The sequence below is a fragment of the Novosphingobium sp. FW305-C-30-35 genome, from assembly GCF_058783135.1.
Map to the genome: position 1 here is coordinate 1,140,422 of NZ_JBYSYJ010000001.1, position 17,382 is coordinate 1,157,803.

At 62.9% G+C, this 17,382-nt stretch carries 15 protein-coding genes; 14 read left to right on the forward strand and 1 reads right to left on the reverse strand.

Going from position 1 to position 17,382, the window contains the following annotated elements; translation table 11 throughout:
• Positions 1–2 precede the first annotated feature (2 nt).
• Positions 3–1,214, reverse strand: a complete 1,212-nt coding sequence (locus AC3WLM_RS05700; protein ID WP_492476843.1) for a toxic anion resistance protein — start codon at positions 1,212–1,214, stop codon at positions 3–5.
• A gap of 162 nt (positions 1,215–1,376) precedes the next feature.
• Here AC3WLM_RS05700 and AC3WLM_RS05705 point away from each other — a divergent pair, with 162 nt between their 5' ends.
• From AC3WLM_RS05705 to AC3WLM_RS05770, 14 genes are all read left to right on the forward strand, one after another.
• Entirely contained in the window at positions 1,377–2,087 is a 711-nt protein-coding gene (locus AC3WLM_RS05705) for an SDR family NAD(P)-dependent oxidoreductase (RefSeq protein WP_492478095.1), read from the forward strand.
• A 231-nt stretch (positions 2,088–2,318) separates the two neighbouring features.
• Positions 2,319–3,935, forward strand: a complete 1,617-nt coding sequence (locus AC3WLM_RS05710) for an ArnT family glycosyltransferase (protein WP_492476844.1) — start codon at positions 2,319–2,321, stop codon at positions 3,933–3,935.
• A 78-nt stretch (positions 3,936–4,013) separates the two neighbouring features.
• The gene (gene rfbF / locus AC3WLM_RS05715) at positions 4,014–4,832 is read left to right on the forward strand and encodes a glucose-1-phosphate cytidylyltransferase (protein WP_330217038.1); all 819 of its coding nucleotides are present in this window, start codon (positions 4,014–4,016) and stop codon (positions 4,830–4,832) included.
• A gap of 2 nt (positions 4,833–4,834) precedes the next feature.
• The gene (rfbG, locus tag AC3WLM_RS05720) at positions 4,835–5,926 is read left to right on the forward strand and encodes a CDP-glucose 4,6-dehydratase (RefSeq protein WP_492478096.1); all 1,092 of its coding nucleotides are present in this window, start codon (positions 4,835–4,837) and stop codon (positions 5,924–5,926) included.
• Between the two features lies 1 nt (position 5,927).
• Positions 5,928–7,295: a lipopolysaccharide biosynthesis protein RfbH gene (gene rfbH, locus AC3WLM_RS05725; protein ID WP_492476845.1), complete on the forward strand. Its 1,368-nt coding sequence runs from the start codon at positions 5,928–5,930 to the stop codon at positions 7,293–7,295.
• 29 nt (positions 7,296–7,324) lie between these two features.
• Entirely contained in the window at positions 7,325–8,131 is an 807-nt protein-coding gene (locus AC3WLM_RS05730; RefSeq protein ID WP_039331766.1) for an aldolase/citrate lyase family protein, read from the forward strand.
• Positions 8,132–8,135: 4 nt separating this feature from the next.
• Positions 8,136–10,013 carry a thiamine pyrophosphate-binding protein gene (locus AC3WLM_RS05735; protein ID WP_492476846.1) on the forward strand — a complete coding sequence of 626 codons (1,878 nt, stop codon included), beginning with the start codon at positions 8,136–8,138 and terminating at the stop codon, positions 10,011–10,013.
• A 3-nt stretch (positions 10,014–10,016) separates the two neighbouring features.
• Positions 10,017–10,679, forward strand: coding sequence for an HAD family hydrolase (locus AC3WLM_RS05740; protein WP_492476847.1), 663 nt, complete (start codon positions 10,017–10,019; stop codon positions 10,677–10,679).
• Positions 10,672–11,649, forward strand: a complete 978-nt coding sequence (locus AC3WLM_RS05745) for an NAD-dependent epimerase/dehydratase family protein (RefSeq protein ID WP_492476848.1) — start codon at positions 10,672–10,674, stop codon at positions 11,647–11,649. Before AC3WLM_RS05740 ends, AC3WLM_RS05745 begins: the two co-directional genes overlap by 8 nt.
• 18 nt (positions 11,650–11,667) lie before the next feature.
• On the forward strand, positions 11,668–13,590 hold the full coding sequence (locus AC3WLM_RS05750; RefSeq protein WP_492476849.1) for an SLBB domain-containing protein: 1,923 nt from the start codon (positions 11,668–11,670) through the stop codon (positions 13,588–13,590).
• Entirely contained in the window at positions 13,590–14,684 is a 1,095-nt protein-coding gene (locus AC3WLM_RS05755; protein ID WP_492476850.1) for a GumC domain-containing protein, read from the forward strand. Before AC3WLM_RS05750 ends, AC3WLM_RS05755 begins: the two co-directional genes overlap by 1 nt.
• A complete protein-coding gene (locus tag AC3WLM_RS05760; protein ID WP_492476851.1) occupies positions 14,681–15,667 on the forward strand; it encodes a glycosyltransferase family 2 protein in 987 nt (328 codons plus the stop codon). The genes AC3WLM_RS05755 and AC3WLM_RS05760 overlap by 4 nt, the downstream gene beginning before the upstream one ends.
• Position 15,668: 1 nt before the next feature.
• Positions 15,669–16,046: a GtrA family protein gene (locus AC3WLM_RS05765; protein ID WP_492476852.1), complete on the forward strand. Its 378-nt coding sequence runs from the start codon at positions 15,669–15,671 to the stop codon at positions 16,044–16,046.
• A 38-nt stretch (positions 16,047–16,084) separates the two neighbouring features.
• Positions 16,085–17,365, forward strand: coding sequence for a hypothetical protein (locus AC3WLM_RS05770; RefSeq protein WP_492476853.1), 1,281 nt, complete (start codon positions 16,085–16,087; stop codon positions 17,363–17,365).
• Positions 17,366–17,382 lie beyond the last annotated feature (17 nt).

Consider the following 17,382-nt stretch of genomic DNA (forward strand, 5'->3'; position numbering starts at 1 on the left):
GCTCAGCCCTCCAGCGTCAGCAGCGGCGAGGTTTCCGGGCCGGCCAGCTTGGCCTGCGCCGCACCTTCCGCCCGCGCGATGTAGCCTTTCGACTTCTCGACCTCGCCCGAAAGCGTGTCGACGGTCTGCTTCATCGCGTCCAGCGCCTTGAGCTTGAAGGTATCGATGGTGTCCATCGTGTCGTATATGTTCTGGAAGGCGCGCTGCAGCGTCTCCAGCGGGATCGTGCTCGAAGCGGCCATCTCGTGGATCTTGCCGGTCTGCTCGCGCAGCAACTTGCCGGTGGAATCGATCATGTTCGCCGTCGTGGTGTTGAGCGAGGTGATCTGCTGCAGCACCAGCCGCTGGTTGGTCATCGCCTGCGCCACGGTCACCGCGGTGCGCAGCGCCGCCACCGTCGTGGTGCTCGCGCGGTCCACGCCCTTGACCAGTTCGACGTTGTTCTTCTTAACCAGATCGAGCGCGAGATAGCCCTGCACCGTCACCGCCATCTGCGTCAGCAGGTCCTGCGTGCGCTGGCGGGTATAGAACAGCGCGCTTTCGCGGATCGCCTTGGCCTTGGCCGGATCGGTATGGTCGAGGTCGGCGGCAGCCTCCTCAAGCTTGGCGTCGAGCGTCCTGGAGATGTGGATCATCTGCTCGAGATTGCCCATCGCTTCCCACAGCTTCTGGCGCTCGACATCGATACCGGCGTTGTCCATCAGCAGCTCGTCCTTGCCCGAGGCAAGGCGTTCGAGGATCGCCTTGATGTGCCCCTGCGCCGAGGTGTAGCCGTCGAAATACTTCTTCAGGCTGTTGCCGAAGGGGATGATCCCCAGGAACTTTCGGCCTGAAGACAGGTTGCCCTGCCGGCCGGGATCGAGGTCCTCGATCGTCCGGCGCAGCGCGGCAAGGTCGGCGCCGACGCCTGTATCCTTGTCCATCGCACGGATCGGCCGGTCGAGAAACCGGTTCGACATGCCCGCTGCCTGCGAAATCTCCTTGCGGCCCATGTTGGTAAGCTGGTCGACCTTCTTGCCGAATTCCGGGCTCTGCGCGTCGACCGAGATGAGGTCAGCCACGAAGGCATCGACCTTGGCCTCCAGCTTGGACCGGTTCTCGTCCGACACCGGCACCAGTCCTGCCGCCTGCGCGGGCGCGACCACCGGCACCGGATCGGGCGGAGTCAGGCTGATCGGGGTCATCGTCGCGGTTTCGGTCGGTGTGGAAGCCATCGTGCTGGGACTTTCGGAATTGAACGCGTTCAACGGTATCTTTGGCAACATGGTATGTCGCGCGGCTGCGCGCAAGCTGTCTTATACTCGCAACACAGCACCATGCCTTGGGTCATATCGACGGAGCGTTGCCACAGGTCCATCAACGGCGTGATGACCATGATGAAACGTTGCGCCGTATTCGGCGCGAGCGGCGGCATCGGCGCCGCCCTGACCGCCCTCCTCGCCGCGCGTGAAGACGTGCAAGCAGTCCACGCCCTGTCGCGCAGCGGCGGCGCGGGCCATGGCAAGGTCGTGGCCCACCGCTTCGACCTGCTCGACGAAAGCTCGATCTCTTCGGCCTGTGAAGCGATCGGCACGCCGCTCGACCTTGTGATCGTGGCGACCGGCCGTCTGGTTCGCGAAACCGGCGAAGGCCCCGAAAAGTCATGGCGCGCACTCGATGCCGGCACGATGGCCGAGCTCTACGCCATCAATACCATCGGCCCTGCCCTCATCGCACGTCATACCCTGCCCCTGCTGCCCAGGGATCGGCCTGCCGTCTTCGCTGCCATCTCCGCCCGGGTCGGCTCGATCAGCGACAATAGCCTCGGCGGCTGGCACTCCTACCGTTCTTCCAAAGCGGCGCTGAACATGCTCGTCAGGAACCTGGCGATTGAGCTCGCCCGCACGCACCCTCACGCCGTGGCCGTAACGCTGCATCCCGGCACGGTTGACACGCCCCTGTCCCGCCCGTTCCAGCGCGGTGTTCCTGCAGGGAAGCTGTTCACACCTGAGCGGTCGGCGCGGCATCTGCTCGACGTGATCGACGGCCTGACGGCAGCGCAATCCGGCAGGTTGATGGCCTGGGATGGCGCGGAGATCCCGTTCTGACGGCCAGGCCGCACCTCGACTTATCGAAAGTGAATCCAAAATGGAGCGGCCCGACGCGGACTATTGCGACGAGAGGCTCTAGGGTGCCTTGAAGCTCGCTGTAATTCCGCGCCGTGTTCTCTTTCCGAAGAACGGTCGGCAGAAAGGCGGGCACAGACAGGGACCGACTGATAAAATGCCGCACCCGGACTCTTCGCTTGCGGCACCGCATACGGCTGATCAGACCTGCGAATGACCAGTATCAGGTTGAAGATCATTGTGGTGGCCGTTCTGTTTGTGGCAGCAGCCTTGCGCCTGCAGCACATCGATTTCGGCCTGCCTGCACTCAATGATCCTGACGAACTGATGTTCGAGATGGGTGCCATCCGCATACTGCGCACCGGCACGCTCAATCCCGGATGGTTCGGCCATCCCGCCACAACGACCATGTACGTTCTCGCGCTGGTAGACCTGATCGTGTTCGCAGCGGGCTACGTCAGCGGCCACTTCGCATCGCCCACGGCCTTTGCCGACGCGGTCTTTGCCGATCCGACATTGGTGATCCTGCCGGGACGCATAGTCATGGCCGCGTTCGGAGTGCTCAGCGTCTGGCTGACCATGCGCCTCGCCGACGAACTTCTCGATCGAAAGGTAGCACTGGGCGCGGGATTGGTCCTTGCGGTCAGCCCCTTGGCAGTGACCTGGGCGCAAGTCATCAGATCAGACATAATGGCGACAAGCTTTCTGCTTGCCTGCCTGATCGCCACGGCACGCCATGCGCGCGAGCCCTCGAACAGCCGCTTCGTGTGGGCGGCGGTCTGGCTGGCCTTGGCCGTCGCCACCAAGTGGCCGTTTGCACTGGGTGCCTTGCCGATGATCGCGGTCCTGCTGAATCGATGGAGCAAAGGTGAGGCTTCCTTTCGCGAGAGCCTCGCAAGGGTCGCGGCGTTCGGCGCGCTGACTCTCGCACTGCTGCTGCTGATCTCCCCCTACCTTGTGCTGGATCACGAAACGCTGTGGCGGAACCTGCAGGGCGAGGCACAGGCCCATCATCTCGGCGCAACCGGTGGCTCTCCTTGGCAGAATCTGGTGTGGTACGGGCAGGGTCCGGTCTTGAACGGCCTCGGCCTGTCGGGAAGCCTGCTCGCAATCTGGGGATTGTGGTTGATCGCGCGGCATGGGTTTGCGGCAAGAATACTGCTGCCGGTGCTGCTGGGCTTTATCATGGTACTTGCGGCTCAGCATCTGGTGTGGGACCGCTGGGCCCTGCCGCTACTGCCTCTAATGGCAATTGCCCTCGGTGCTGCGGCAAGCCGGGTTGCAAGCCGGGTCGCTTCGCTTGGATTCCGGGCCCAAAGACTGGCTCTTCCCGTCATTCTTACAGGGGTCGCCGCTCCATTGGCCGCAGCCGCACTCGATCGCACCGAGGCGCGGGCCGAGGATACGCGCCAAGCCGCATCTGCCTGGGCACTGGGCAACATTCCCCCCGGCTCCACGGTGCTTATCGAACAGTTTGCCTTCGATCTGCAGGCCGCACCATGGCGCATCCTGTTTCCGATGGGCGATGCGGGTTGCGTGGACGCCAAAGCCATGCTTGCGGGCAAGATCGATTACGCCACAATCGAGGCCGCACGGGGATCAAGAGCCATCGTCGATTACGGCACACTTGCCCCTGAACGCGCCAGTTCCTGCACGGCCGATTATGCGATCATTGCCCAGTATGATCGCTACGCAGCCGAAAGCGATCGCTTCGCCGGCGAACTGCGAATGTACCAGACGCTCCTGCAACAGGGACAGGAGCGGGTCGTGCTTCGCCCGCAGGAAAATGCGCCAAGAAGCGGACCGGTCGTCCGCATTATTAGCTTCTAAATGAAGGTAACTTTTCGCTTCTTCTCCATAATGGACGCGAATTGCCGCGCTTTTGGCAAACCTAAGTAATAATGAGGAGTGGTTGGGGCGACGCTCCTATATCATACAATCATTCTGGGGTATACTTTGACCAAAGCGGTCATTCTGGCAGGCGGTCTAGGGACTCGCCTCGGTGAAGAAACGTCTGTTCGCCCAAAGCCAATGGTCGAAGTCGGCGGATTTCCGATAATATGGCATATCATGAAAATATATGCCGCCCACGGCGTGACTGATTTCGTGATATGCCTGGGTTACAAGGGATACGTCATCAAGGAGTTCTTCGCGAATTACTTTCTGCATTCGGCCGATGTGACAATCGATCTGTCACGCAACGCAATGGAAGTGCACCAGGCCAAGTGTGAGCCTTGGAAAGTCACCCTGGTCGAAACCGGTGCCGAAGCGCAGACCGGTGGACGGCTGCGCGCAGTCCGCTCCCATCTCGATGATGAGCCATTCTGCTTCACTTATGGCGATGGCGTTGCCGATATCGACGTGACCGCCGAACTCGCATTTCACCGCGCTCATGGACGCAAGGCGACCATCGCGGCCGTCGCCCCTCCCGGACGGTTCGGCGCGCTGGAATTCGATGGCGACAAGGTTGTCGACTTCAAGGAAAAGCCCGCTGGGGATGGCGGGCTGATCAACGGCGGATTCTTCGTCCTCGATCCGTCTGTGATCGATCTGATCCCCTGCGCTGGCACGATCTGGGAAAGCGGCCCGCTTGAAACGCTGGCCCGGCAGGGCGAACTCGTCGCCTTCCGCCACAGCGGGTTCTGGCAACCCATGGACACGCTGCGCGACAAGCAATTGCTCGATCGCCTCTGGGCCGAAGGTTCTGCGCCGTGGAAGTGCTGGTGAGCATGACTTATCTGCACGATCCCACCTTCTGGGCAGGACGCCGGGTCCTGCTTACCGGCCACACCGGCTTCAAGGGCAGCTGGCTATCTCTCTGGCTCAAGCAGATGGGGGCAAAGGTCACCGGTCTTTCACTTGCCGCCGAAGAGACGAGCCTGTTCCGGCAGGCACAAATCGATGCGATTGTTGACCATATCGAGGGCGACATCCGCGATTTGCCCACGTGCGTCGCCGCGGTCGAACGATGCGATCCGGAAGTCGTGTTCCACATGGCCGCGCAACCGCTCGTCCGCCTGTCCTACGAAACCCCGGTCGAGACGTTCGCGACGAATGTCCAGGGCACGGTGCACATGCTCGAGGCGTGTCGACAGGCAAAGTCACTCCGCGCGATCGTGTGCATCACGTCGGACAAGGCCTACGAGAATCGCGAATGGCTCTGGCCCTATCGCGAGAACGATCCGATGGGTGGGCACGATCCCTATTCCGCCAGCAAGGGTGCGGCCGAGATCGTGATATCGGCCTATCGCCGCAGCTTCTTCTCGGCCGAAGGCGCGGCGGGCCTTGCCTCGGTCCGCGCCGGCAACGTCATCGGCGGGGGGGACTGGGCACGCGACCGCCTGATCCCGGATATCGTCCGCGCGTTGATCGCTGGCGAGCGCCCGCTGATCCGAAATCCCCGCGCGATCCGTCCCTGGCAACACGTCCTTGAGGCCTTGGGCGGTTACCTGATGATTGCCGAGGCACTCGCTTCAGGGAAGTCCTGGGCAGCCGAAGGCTGGAACTTCGGTCCCGCCGATGACGACACCCGCCCGGTTGACTGGATTGCCGACAGGATGACCGAAGCTTGGGGCGTGTCCGGCTGGGACAGTCCAGGGACTGCAGCCGATCGCCACGAGGCGCACAATCTCAGGCTCGATTGCGCAAAAGCGCGCAGCGTCCTGGGCTGGCGACCGACCTGGGGTCTCGACGAAGCTCTGCGGCGCATCGTCTCGTGGCACCAGACCGTGGATCGCGGCGCCTGCGCAAGGGCCACCTCCCTCCGCCAGCTCGCCGAATACCGTGAAAAATTCCAGCAATTCCAATCAGGCAGTGCATGACATGACAACCGACACCCTTCCTCGCGCTGCCGACGTTCAGGCCGTGGCTGCCCATGCGGGCGAAGCTGAACTGCGCGAACTGATCGTCAGTCTCTCAGGCGAGTATGCTCGCCGCTTCCACGCACCGCGCCCCTTCGTACCGGGGCAGAGCCCTGTGCCGGTCTCCGGCAAGGTCGTGGGCGAAAGCGAGATGCGCAACCTGGTCGACGCCAGCCTTGACATGTGGCTGACCACGGGGCGCTACAACGCGCTGTTCGAAGAGCAGCTGGCAAAGCGCATGGGCGTGGCACACGCGCTCACCACCAATTCCGGCTCGTCAGCCAACCTTCTCGCCCTTGCCGCGCTGACTTCGCACTACCATCGCAGCGAAGCGCTGAAGGCCGGTGACGAGGTCATCACCGTGGCCACCGGGTTCCCTACCACGGTCAATCCGTCGTTGCAGTACGGCCTTTTCCCGGTGTTCGTCGACGTCGACATCCCGACCTACAACATCAAGCCGGAAATGATCGAGGCGGCGGTTTCGGAAAAGACCCGTGCGATCATGATCGCCCATACGCTGGGCAACCCGTTCGACCTCGCCGAAGTCATGCGCGTTGCCGAGAAGTACAATCTCTGGGTGGTCGAGGACACCTGCGACGCGCTCGGCGCCACTTATGACGACAAGCCCGTCGGCACCTTTGGCCATCTCGGCACGCTGTCGTTCTACCCCGCCCACCACATCACCATGGGCGAAGGCGGCGCCGTGTTCACCGACAAACCACGGCTCAAGCGCGTGGTCGAATCCATCCGTGACTGGGGCCGGGATTGCTGGTGTGCGCCCGGACAGGACAACACCTGCGGCAAGCGCTTTGCCCGCCGCCTCGGCACACTGCCGCATGGCTATGACCACAAGTACACGTACGGCCATGTCGGCTACAACCTGAAGATCACCGACATGCAGGCCGCCGTGGGCCTTGCCCAGCTTGCGCAGGTCGATGAGTTCATTGCCGCGCGCGGTCGCAATTTTGCCAAGCTGATCGAACTGATGCGCCCGCTCGAGGATGTGTTCATCCTGCCCGAGGCCACCCCGCGCAGCAAGCCGAGCTGGTTTGGCTTCCCGCTGACGATCCGCCCCGAAAGCGGCCTGAATCGCGAAGAACTCGTTCAGTACCTCAATGACAAGCAGGTCGGTACGCGCCTGCTGTTTGGCGGCAACCTGCTGCATCAGCCCTACATGAAGGGGCGCAATGTTCGTGTCGTTGGCGACCTTGCCAACGCCGATCTCGTGACGACCAACACCTTCTGGCTTGGTCTCTATCCGGGTCTTACTGAAGACCATCTTTCCTACAGCATCGAAATGCTCGCCAATTTCGTCAATGGCAAGCGCTGATCTGTTGGTTCAAAGGACAGGATGACAAGATGAATACTTATGAAAAACAGATGCTTGCCATTCTCGAAAAGGGACGGAAAGATCTCGGTTTCGTTGCGGTCAAGGCGGAATTCGAAGCGGAAGGCACACGATCCGACGAATTTCTTCGCCTGCTCGAACTGGCGCGCCGCGCCGGGCTCAAGGTGGCACTGAAGATCGGCGGGTGCGAGGCGATCCGTGATCTGATCGAAGCACGCCAGTACGGCGTCGACATGATCATCGCCCCGATGGTCGAAACGCCCTACGCGCTCAGCAAGTTCATCGCTGCCAAGAACAAGGTGTTTCCGGCAAAGGAACAGGAGGACATGTCCTTCCTGTTCAACGTCGAAACTGCGGCAACCTTCGAGCATCTCGAGGAACTCGGCAGCGTCGCACAGGCCGGCAAGGTGGGCTTCGTGTTCGGCCGCGTGGATTTTGCCGGTTCACTTGGCAAGGATCGAGGCTTCGTCAATTCGCCGGAAATGACTGCCTACGTGAACCGCGTGGCGCAGGAAGCTCGCATCCGCGGCGTCGAACTGGTCGTGGGCGGCGGTGTCAGCCCGGATTCGATTCCGCTTCTCTCAGGCGCTCGCCGCCACCGACTTGATCGCTTCGAAACCCGCAAGGTGGTCTTCGATTCAGTCGTTGCGGATGATGGCCGCGCTCAGGCCGGCATGGAACTCGCCATCGAGTTCGAACTGCTCTGGCTGAAGAACAAGCGCGATTTCTACCGCGGCATTGCCGAGGAAGATTCCGCTCGCATCGAGATGATGGAAGCCCGCCAGAAAGTCTCTGCCCGCACGGCGGAAGCAGCCTGATCCCATGGCGCAGACTATTCGTGTTGCAGACCTGATCGCGCGTCTGCTCGTCGAGCATGGCATCAGCGATTGCTTCATGCTGACGGGCGGAGGTGCCATGCACCTGAACGATGCGTTCGGCCGGGAAGCAGGCCTCCGCAAGATCTTCTCCCACCACGAACAGGCCTGCGCCATTGCCGCGGAAAGTTACGGGCGTCTGACCGGACGCCCGGCCCTGGTCAACGTCACGACGGGGCCGGGCGGCGTGAACGCTCTTAACGGCGTCTATGGCGCCTATGTCGATTCCATCCCGATGATCGTCGTTTCGGGGCAGGTAAAGCGCGAGACTATCGCAGGAAACTACCCGCAGATTCCCCTGCGCCAGCTTGGCGATCAGGAAGTCGATATCGTCGCGATGGCGCGCCCGATCACCAAGTATGCCGTGCTGCTGCAGGACCCGCAGGACACACGCCGTGTGGTCGAACGCGCCATTCACCTCGCCCGCAGGGGCAGGCCAGGCCCAGTGTGGATCGACGTGCCGATTGACGTCCAGGCGGCCCCGGTTGATCCCGAGGCGCTGGCAGCATATGATCCTGCGTCCGAAGACGACATGGCCGACCTGCCGACCAACACCACAGTAGAGGCCGGCGCGCTTGAAGGCGCTGATCTTGAAGCGGAAGTCGGGGCACTGCTGGCGGAAATCACCGCAGCAGAACGCCCGGTTGTCTTCGCGGGCGCAGGTGTGCGACTGTCTGGCACGCACGCAGCGTTTCTCGAATTCATCGAACGTCTCGGTGCTCCGGTCGTGACCGGTTGGAATGCGCACGATGCCTTGCCCGACGCCCACCCGCTTTATGTGGGGCGGCCCGGCAGCGTGGGTGACCGTGGAGGCAACTTCGCGGTTCAGGCGTCGGACTACGTGCTGGTGCTTGGCAGCCGGCTGAACATCCGCCAGATCAGCTACAACTTCGGCAGCTTTGCCCGCAACGCGCGCATCGCCATGGTCGACATCGACAGCGCCGAGCTCGCCAAGCCGACCCTGCGTTTGCACCGCCCGATCCACGCCGATCTGCGCGCGTTCTTCTCAGCAGCTAAGACCATCCCGCTCCCGCCGACCGGCCAAGCCCAAAGAGCGGCCTACCTCGCCCGCAGCCGTGAACGGTCTGCCCGTTACCCCGCCGTGCTTGATACGATGAGGTCCGAAACCGGGCCGATCAACCCTTACGTCTTTGCAGAGGCCCTGTTCGAGGAGCTGGACGAATGCGATATTATCGTCACCGGAGACGGTACGGCCTGCGTCACGATATTCCAGGCGGCACGGATCAAGGCGGGTCAGCGGCTTTACACCAACTCCGGCTGCGCCAGCATGGGATACGACCTGCCCGCAGCGATCGGTGCATACTTCGGTTCGGCCACCATGGGGGCAACACCCAAGCGGATCGTCTGCCTGGCCGGCGACGGATCGATCATGATGAACCTGCAGGAATTGCAGACGATCGTCGGCGCAGACCTGCCCATCAAGATCTTCGTCCTCAATAACGACGGCTACCATTCGATCCGCCAGTCCCAGGTCGCGCACTTCAGCGGCTTTTCGGTGGGCTGTGGCCCCGACAGCGGCCTGACATTCCCCGAGTTCGCCAGACTGGCCGAAGGCTTCGGCATCCCCGCGCGCAAGGCGGGTCGTGATGGTGAGCTGTCATCAGCCATTCGTGCAACGCTTGACGCCCCCGGCCCACAGCTCTGCGAAGTGATGATCGACAAGACTCAGCAATTCGAACCGAAGCTTTCCAGCCGTCGCCTCGCCGACGGCTCGATGGTGTCGCCACCGCTTGAAGACCTGTCGCCATTCCTCAGCGATGCCGAATTGGCAGAGGCGATGAGCCCCTGCACCATCCTGAGATAGGCCATGTCGGGGGTGCAGAAATCGCTGATATTCGACCTCGACGGAACGCTCGTCGATAGCTGCGCCATATGCGTCGAGATCCTCGATGAAATGCTGCGTGACCGTGGCAGCAAGCTCGTCGTCGATCCGCAGATTGCCCGGCCATGGATGAGCGAGGGCGGCCCTCGCATGATCGCCGCGCTGCTCGGTAGCGCCTGTGCCGATCCCGACGACGAAATAGCCGAATTCCGCGCGCGCTATGCCGCCAAGCGAACCGAGCGCAGCTCGCTTTTCGCCGATGTGGAGGACGGTCTGATCGCCCTGCGCGAGGCAGGCTTCACGTTGGCAATCTGCTCGAACAAGCCGCAACAGCTTGTCGACAAGGTTCTGGCAGACACGGACCTGGCGCACCTGTTCTCCTCGGTTGTAGGCGGGCGCCAGGGTGTTCCGGCGAAACCGGCACCCGATCTGCTTGAAGCAGTCCTTGAAGAGCTGCAGGTGGGGCCGCGCGATTGCCTGTTCATTGGCGACAGCGAGATCGATCACGCTGTCGCCGACCGCCTCGGCATGCCGTTCATGTTCCTCACCCACGGCTACGCCAAGGCAGACTACATCCCCAACCCCGACCGCAGCTTTGACGGATTCAGAGATCTTGCCGGCACCATTCTGGCGGGCGCCCATGCTTGACCCAGTCGTGGCAGAGGCTCTGCGCAAGGATGGGCATCGCATCGTCATCACCGGTGCGGGCGGATGGATCGGCCTTGCCCTGCTCGACCTGTTGAGCGCCGCGCTTGGCCCGGACGTTCTCCGGCAACGGGTCCGCGCTTTCGGATCGAGCGCCAGAGATTTGGCGCTGGCTGATGGCAGCACTCTGCCGCAAGCTGCGCTTTCTTCCATCACCGACCTTCCCCATGCGCCGACGTGGGTATTTCACACCGCCTTCCTGACCAAGGATCGTGCTGTGGCGATGGACGAACGTGACTACGCCGCAGCCAATCGCGCGATCACCGGGCAAGTGCTTGCCGCACTGGACGCAATTGGCACCACGGGCCTGTTCGTCGCCTCGTCCGGTGCCGCCGCAAAAGTCGTAGCCGGCGGCGCCCAAGGTGCGCTCAAACTCTACGGGCAGCTCAAGCTCGAAGAGGAGGAGCGCTTTGCCGCGTGGGCACACGAACGCCAGGCCACGGCCGCCATCGTGCGCATCTATGCCTTGCTCGGCCCCCGCATCAACAAGCCCGAAGCCTATGCCATTGCCAGCTTCATCCTCGATGCGCTGGCAGGCAGGTCAGTCGCAGTCCGCAGCCCCCGTCAGGTCGTGCGTGCCTATGCCAGCTTGCGCGAATTGCTGAGCCTGGTCCTGGCGATGATGCTGCGCGATCAAGGCGTCTCACGTTTCGACAGCGGTGGAGAGCCGATGGAGCTGGGGGACATCGCCCGGCTCGTCGCCAGCCTGGTCCCGGGGTGCGGAGTTGACCGCGCGGCGATCACTGCACCCGATGCCGACATCTATCACGGCGATGACGCCAGCTACGAAGCCCTCCTCAGGTCGCACGGGATTGCCCGCGTGTCGCTGGTCGAGGGCATCCGAGAGACGATGGACTGGCTCGGACAGTCGCACACCAAAACCCTTGCTTCCGGCGTTCCGGCTCCAGCCTGATCGAGAAAAGAAAGCGTCATGCCCATCAGCCCCCCTCCCGGTCGCCCCGTGCCTTTCGCGCGGGGTATTATTCCCGCAATCGCAGGGAGCCTGCTGGCCCTTGCTGCGCCCGCGTTCGCACAACAGGAATCGCAACAGAATTCCCAGCAGAGCGGGCAGCGCGACGATGACGAGAGCGAAAGCGCCACGACATCGACCCAGTTCACGCCGCTCGACATCACACAGACCACGAGAAGCAGCAGCGAGCGCGACGTCACCGCCGAAGGCTCGTCAGGGTCCGGCACCGACAAGATAAACCGTGCCTCTTCCAGCAACGACGCCAAGCGCTCCGAACCGAAGCTGAGCGAATTCGAACAGTTCCTCGCGAGCATGGCCGGTAGGAAGGTCCCCCGCTTCGGCGCAGACCTTCTGGTGCCCAGCGCCACCGATTACTCCGTGCCCTCGGCTCTCGTCATTCCGCCCGATTATCCCATCGGCGTGGGCGATGTCATCGCGATCAACCTGACCGGGTCCGTCGTCGGCAGCGCCGAATTCCCGGTGGACGCCAATGGACGCATCTTTCTCCCGAATATTGGCGAGGTCAGCCTCATCGGGGTCCGTTATCGCGATCTCAAGCGGCACGTCTCACAGGCCATTGGCGCCCAATATCGCGGCTATGACGTGTCCGTCAGCATCAAGAAGCTCCACGGCATCCGGGTGTTCGTGACCGGTTTCGCGCAGCAGCCCGGCGTTTACACGGTGAACTCGCTGTCTACCCTGCTCGGCGCCCTGATCGCTGCCGGTGGCCCCAACGCGGGTGGCAGCCTGCGCAGCGTCAAGCTCTACCGCAATGGGCAGGAAGTGCAGGATTTCGATCTCTACGACATCCTGCGCAAGGGCGATCGCTCGCGCGATCCGATCCTACGCAACGAAGACGTGCTGTTCGTTCCCCCGGTCGGCAAGCAAGTCGCCGTGATCGGCAGCGCCAACGAGGAAGCGATTTACGAACTGCGCGGGCAAGAAACGCTTGAGGATCTTCTCGCTTACGCCGGTGGCCCGAACCAGCTTGCAGATCCCGATCGCGTCATCCTCTACCGTTTGGCAGACCGCGATAGCATCGGCAGCCGCGAGTTGCCCCGCGCCCAGCTTGCCCTCTCCCCGGCCGAAGGCGGCGACGTGCTGCAGATCCTCGCCAAGGGCAGCCTTGCCCGCCCGATCGAGAAGCAGTCCGTACTTGTGCGGCTTGAAGGCGAAGTCCAGCGCCCCGGCAATTACTTCGTCGCCCCCGGCACATCGGTCGGCGAAGTCGTTCGTCTTGCCGGGGGCTTCACGAGCCGGGCATTCGTCTACGGAACGGTGTTCAGCCGCGCCACGGTACGCGAACAACAGCGCGAAAGCTTCAGGGCTGCGGTCGAACAGCTGGAACAGATGGTCAATGCGGCCGCCCTCACCGGCTATGCCTCGCAAAGCCAGCCCGACCGTGAAGCGCAATTGGCATCGGCAAGGGCCCTGCTGCAAAGGATGCGCTCGGCAGAGCCCGACGGGCGTCTGGTGATGGACATCGCGCCAACCGCGACAGCCTTGCCCGAGACGGTCGTGCTGGAAAACAACGATCGCATCATCGTTCCGCCGCGCGTCGATACGGTGGGCGTGTTCGGCGCGGTCTATCGGCCGGCCTCGTTCCTGCTCGAGCCGGCACGCACCGGCAAGGTGAAGGACTATCTGGAGTCGGCAGGCGGCGTCCAACGTTCAGCCGACAAGGGCGCGATCTTCGTGGTCCACGCCAATGGCGCGGTGGAAACAAAACGGAGAGGCGCTCTGAACGCCACCGCGTTGCCAGGGGACGTACTGTTCGTACCGGTGCGCACGCAATCGTCGACCCTGCTGGCCAAGATCAAGGACATTACCCAGATCATCTTCCAGGCCGGCATCGGTGCCGCTGCCCTTGCGGCGATCAAGTGATGACACCGCGCAAAAGCCTCGTCGGCACCCTCGCGCACGGCCGCATCATCGGCAACGACCGCGTCCGCCGCACCGGTCTCGCCGTCGCGCTGGCGGTCAGTGCCGTATTCACGGTCTACCCGCAGAACTACCGCGCCGCGGTAAGCCTGACGCCGAGCGACCCGTCCACGCTCGGACTGTCCGGGACATTGAGCCAGCTTGGGGCCGGTGCCAACATCTTCGGCAACCAGACGGCGATCGAAGTCAGCCTGAAGGTCGCGCGCAGCGTCTATGTGCGCCAGCTCGTCGCCAAGCGCGTCAAGCTGGGAGAGCGCCTTCGCCTGAACGAGACGCAAGGCCTGCGCTGGCTGGAAAAGAACGTAGACGTACGCATCATGCGCGGCGGCATCATCGAGATCGAGCTGGTGCGCCGTGACGGCGGTTTCGCGCGCGAGGTGGTCGCCACTTATGCCGATGCCGTGCGCGAACAGCTTGGCGTGATCTCGCGTGAGCAGACTGCCTACAAGCGCCGCATTCTGGAACAACTGGTCGATCAGGCAGCGCAACGGCTCGACCGGGCGCAGGCAGAGTTCGACACTTTCCGCCTCAACACCCGCTATGGCGATCCGCAGTCCGCCGTCCAGGAGGTGGCCAAGAAGGTCCCGGCGCTCGATGCGCAGATCGAGGCCAAGCAGTCCGAACTCAATGCGCTGCGCCGTTTCGCGACGGACCAGAACATCCTTGTCCAGCGTGCCCGGGTGGAGCTGGATGAACTGCTGCGGCGCCGCGCCCTCGCAGCCGAACCCCAGCCGCAGCAGCGCGGCTCGGTCGGGCAGGTCGTGCAGGAATCAACCAAGGGCCTGAGGCTGCGACGCGAACTTGATGTCGCCCAGTCGCTCTACGACAACTACAAGCGCTTCCTGCAGGGCACTTCGGTCGAGGACCTGACCTCTACCGCGAACATCCGCATTCTCGAACCGGCCTATGTCGATCCCGACCGCCAGTACAATTTCCCCGCTCTGGCCATAGGCCTGCTCCTGCTGCTGCTCGGGCTGGCCGTGGAATTCTACAAGCTGCGCCCCCCACCGGCAGAGCCCCGAAAGGCAGCGCAATGACCTGCGCCAGCACTGCACCGGCACTCACCTCTGCCTCGGCAGGAGCCCCCGAGATCGAGGACATCTCGGTCGTCATACCGTGCTACAACGAGGAACTCAACGCGCAGGCCATTGCCGCTGCGGTGATCGCTGAACTTGAGAAGACCGGAGCGAGCTTCGAAATCCTGTTCATCGATAATTGCTCCACCGATCGCACGGTGCCGATCATCCGCGAAATGTGCCTGCGCGATCTGCGCATCCGACTGATCGTCAACACCCGCAATTTCGGGCAGATGCGCTCCCCGACGCACGGCATCTTCGCTGCGCGTGGGCGAGCGGTCATCGGCATGTGTGCCGATTTCCAAGACTCCCCCGCCCTGCTGCCACACTTTGTGGAGCGCTGGCGGGCAGGCGTGGACATCGTGCTGGGCGTCCGTGAAGCCGAGGACTCCGGAACCGTGCTGCGCCTTGTCCGCGGCCTGTCCTACTGGCTCGCCAAGAACTTCGGCGATTTCCAGACCATTCCCAATGCCACCGGCTTTGGTCTCTACAGCCGCCGCGTGGTCGATGCGATCAAGGCGCTGAACGAGCCTGAACCGTTCTATCGCGCACTGTTGGTCGAAACGGGCTTCCCGCTCGAGACCATCGGCTACGTCCGCCCCCCCCGCGCGCGTGGAGCGTCGAAGAACAATTTCTTCACCTTGCTCGATTTTGCGGTGACGGGGTTGACCGGCTCCTCCAAGCGGCTTCTGCGCGTACCGCTTTACTTCGGGGTGGTCGGCATCGTGATCGCCTTGGCCATGCTGGTTGGCGCAGGCATCGCCTTCTTTACCGGGCGCCCCATCGCCGGATGGCTGATCGGCAGCGTGATGCAGGCGCAGGTTTCACTGATCTTCGGCTTCCTCGGCCTGATGGGAGACCATGTTCGCCAGATTTCGGAGAGGACCCGCGCAGCCCCGCTCGTCCACGAACGGGAACGCTACAATTTCCCGCAAGACTACTGACATGGCCCGCGCGCGTATGCTGGAGATTATACGCTATCTGGTTGCCGGAGCCGTGAACACAGCCTTCGGCTTCGGCATCTATGCCGCCCTGGTCTGGCTGGGCCTTGATCGCTACCTCGCGCAGGCCATCGGTTACGTCCTTGGCACTGCGTTCAATTATGTCACCTATTCGCGCGGCGTTTTTGCCGGCAGCGCCCCTGCCAAACTCCGCTTCGTACTGTCCTACCTCGGCAACTATATCGTCAACCTGCTCGTACTGCGCCTGGCCTCTCATTACCTGGCCGATCCCTATGCAGCAGGGGCGGCAACCACCGTCTTGGTCGTCAGCCTGAACTATATCGTCCTCAAACGCTGGGTCTTCCGGCCCTCGGCCTCGTGACCATGGACAGACGCGCAGGGCTCCGCTTCGAATGGGCGATGGCCGCGCTCATCGCCGCGATGACCGTGTGGAACATGTGGCACCTGGTCACGCGAGGCTATCTGCCGCAGCCGTTCTTCTATGAATCTTCCGACACCTGGATGGACTGGTTCAACACCGCATGGTGGGCGCATGACCGCGGCATCTACGACAGTTGGGCCTCGATCTACCCGCCGATTTCGTTCGTCGTCCTTCGCCCCCTCAGCCTTGCATCCTGCTACGGGCAGACCACAGCGGGGCTTGAGGTCCGTTCCTGCGACTGGCTTGGCATTGCCGCGATCCACGGGTTCTATCTGCTAGATATCGTTCTTGCCGCGCTCGCTTTCACCAGGCTGGACCGGCGCACCGCACTGCCACGGTCCTTCGCGCTCACGGCGGGCATGCCGCTGCTCTATGGACTGGAGCGCGGCAATCTCATCCTGCTTGCCTTTGCCTGCATGATCCTGGCCTTTGGCCCGTTGCTGAAGTCGGCCCGCCTGCGATGGCTGAGCCTTGCCGTGGCGATCAATCTCAAGGTCTATCTGGTAGCAGCACTGGCGGCACAGCTGCTCCGTCGCCGCTGGCGCTGGTTCGAAGGCGGCGCAATCGCCTTCGTTGCCGTCTATCTTGCCTCGTTTGCCATGCTAGGCATCGGCACGCCGGGTGAGATCGTCCGCAACATCACCGCCTTTTCGGGCGGCTTCAATGCCGCAAGTGTCCTTGATGTCTGGTATCCGGCGACCTTCATCCCGATGAAATCGCTGCTGAACAGCACCGATTTCCCGATCACTGCACTGATCGGTTCGCAACTGGTCGAAACCGGTGATCCGATCATTTCACTCGTTCTCCGGCTGGGTCAGGCCAGCATGGTGCTCGGCGCCGCCGCGATCTGGTTCCGCCCGCAGGCGGTGCCGGCACACCGCGCCACGCTGCTGGCTGTCAGCCTTGCCTTGGTCACTTCGGAAGCTGGCGGTTACACCCCCGCCCTCATCCTGTTGTTCGTGATGATGGAGCGCTGGGAAGGCTGGCTGCGCCCTGCCGCTATCGTCATCGCCTATGTCCTGTCCCTCCCGGGTGAGATCGTCTTCTCGACCATACCGTCGATGATCCAGGACAGCTACTTTGCCGGGCACACCGTGACCGTCCAGCACGGCATCGGCCTTGGCATGTTCGTCCGGCCGATCCTGAACATCCTGGCGCCCAGCCTGCTGGCCTGGCACACCATCGCGCTCGTCTGGCGGGCCGTCTTTCAGGGTCAGCAGAGCCAGCCCCACCCCAATTCCGCAGGTCGTGCCGCTTAGCGCCTCTGCAATTCGCT

What these genes read in the sequence shown, in the direction of transcription:
- AC3WLM_RS05700 (WP_492476843.1), bottom strand. Translation starts at nt 1,214, where the DNA reads ATGGCTTCCACACCGACCGAAACCGCGACGATGACCCCGATCAGCCTG.
- AC3WLM_RS05705 (WP_492478095.1), top strand. Translation starts at nt 1,377, where the DNA reads ATGAAACGTTGCGCCGTATTCGGCGCGAGCGGCGGCATCGGCGCCGCC.
- AC3WLM_RS05710 (WP_492476844.1), top strand. Translation starts at nt 2,319, where the DNA reads ATGACCAGTATCAGGTTGAAGATCATTGTGGTGGCCGTTCTGTTTGTG.
- rfbG (WP_492478096.1), top strand. Translation starts at nt 4,835, where the DNA reads ATGACTTATCTGCACGATCCCACCTTCTGGGCAGGACGCCGGGTCCTG.
- rfbH (WP_492476845.1), top strand. Translation starts at nt 5,928, where the DNA reads ATGACAACCGACACCCTTCCTCGCGCTGCCGACGTTCAGGCCGTGGCT.
- AC3WLM_RS05730 (WP_039331766.1), top strand. Translation starts at nt 7,325, where the DNA reads ATGAATACTTATGAAAAACAGATGCTTGCCATTCTCGAAAAGGGACGG.
- AC3WLM_RS05735 (WP_492476846.1), top strand. Translation starts at nt 8,136, where the DNA reads ATGGCGCAGACTATTCGTGTTGCAGACCTGATCGCGCGTCTGCTCGTC.
- AC3WLM_RS05740 (WP_492476847.1), top strand. Translation starts at nt 10,017, where the DNA reads ATGTCGGGGGTGCAGAAATCGCTGATATTCGACCTCGACGGAACGCTC.
- AC3WLM_RS05745 (WP_492476848.1), top strand. Translation starts at nt 10,672, where the DNA reads ATGCTTGACCCAGTCGTGGCAGAGGCTCTGCGCAAGGATGGGCATCGC.
- AC3WLM_RS05750 (WP_492476849.1), top strand. Translation starts at nt 11,668, where the DNA reads ATGCCCATCAGCCCCCCTCCCGGTCGCCCCGTGCCTTTCGCGCGGGGT.
- AC3WLM_RS05755 (WP_492476850.1), top strand. Translation starts at nt 13,590, where the DNA reads ATGACACCGCGCAAAAGCCTCGTCGGCACCCTCGCGCACGGCCGCATC.
- AC3WLM_RS05760 (WP_492476851.1), top strand. Translation starts at nt 14,681, where the DNA reads ATGACCTGCGCCAGCACTGCACCGGCACTCACCTCTGCCTCGGCAGGA.
- AC3WLM_RS05765 (WP_492476852.1), top strand. Translation starts at nt 15,669, where the DNA reads ATGGCCCGCGCGCGTATGCTGGAGATTATACGCTATCTGGTTGCCGGA.
- AC3WLM_RS05770 (WP_492476853.1), top strand. Translation starts at nt 16,085, where the DNA reads ATGGCCGCGCTCATCGCCGCGATGACCGTGTGGAACATGTGGCACCTG.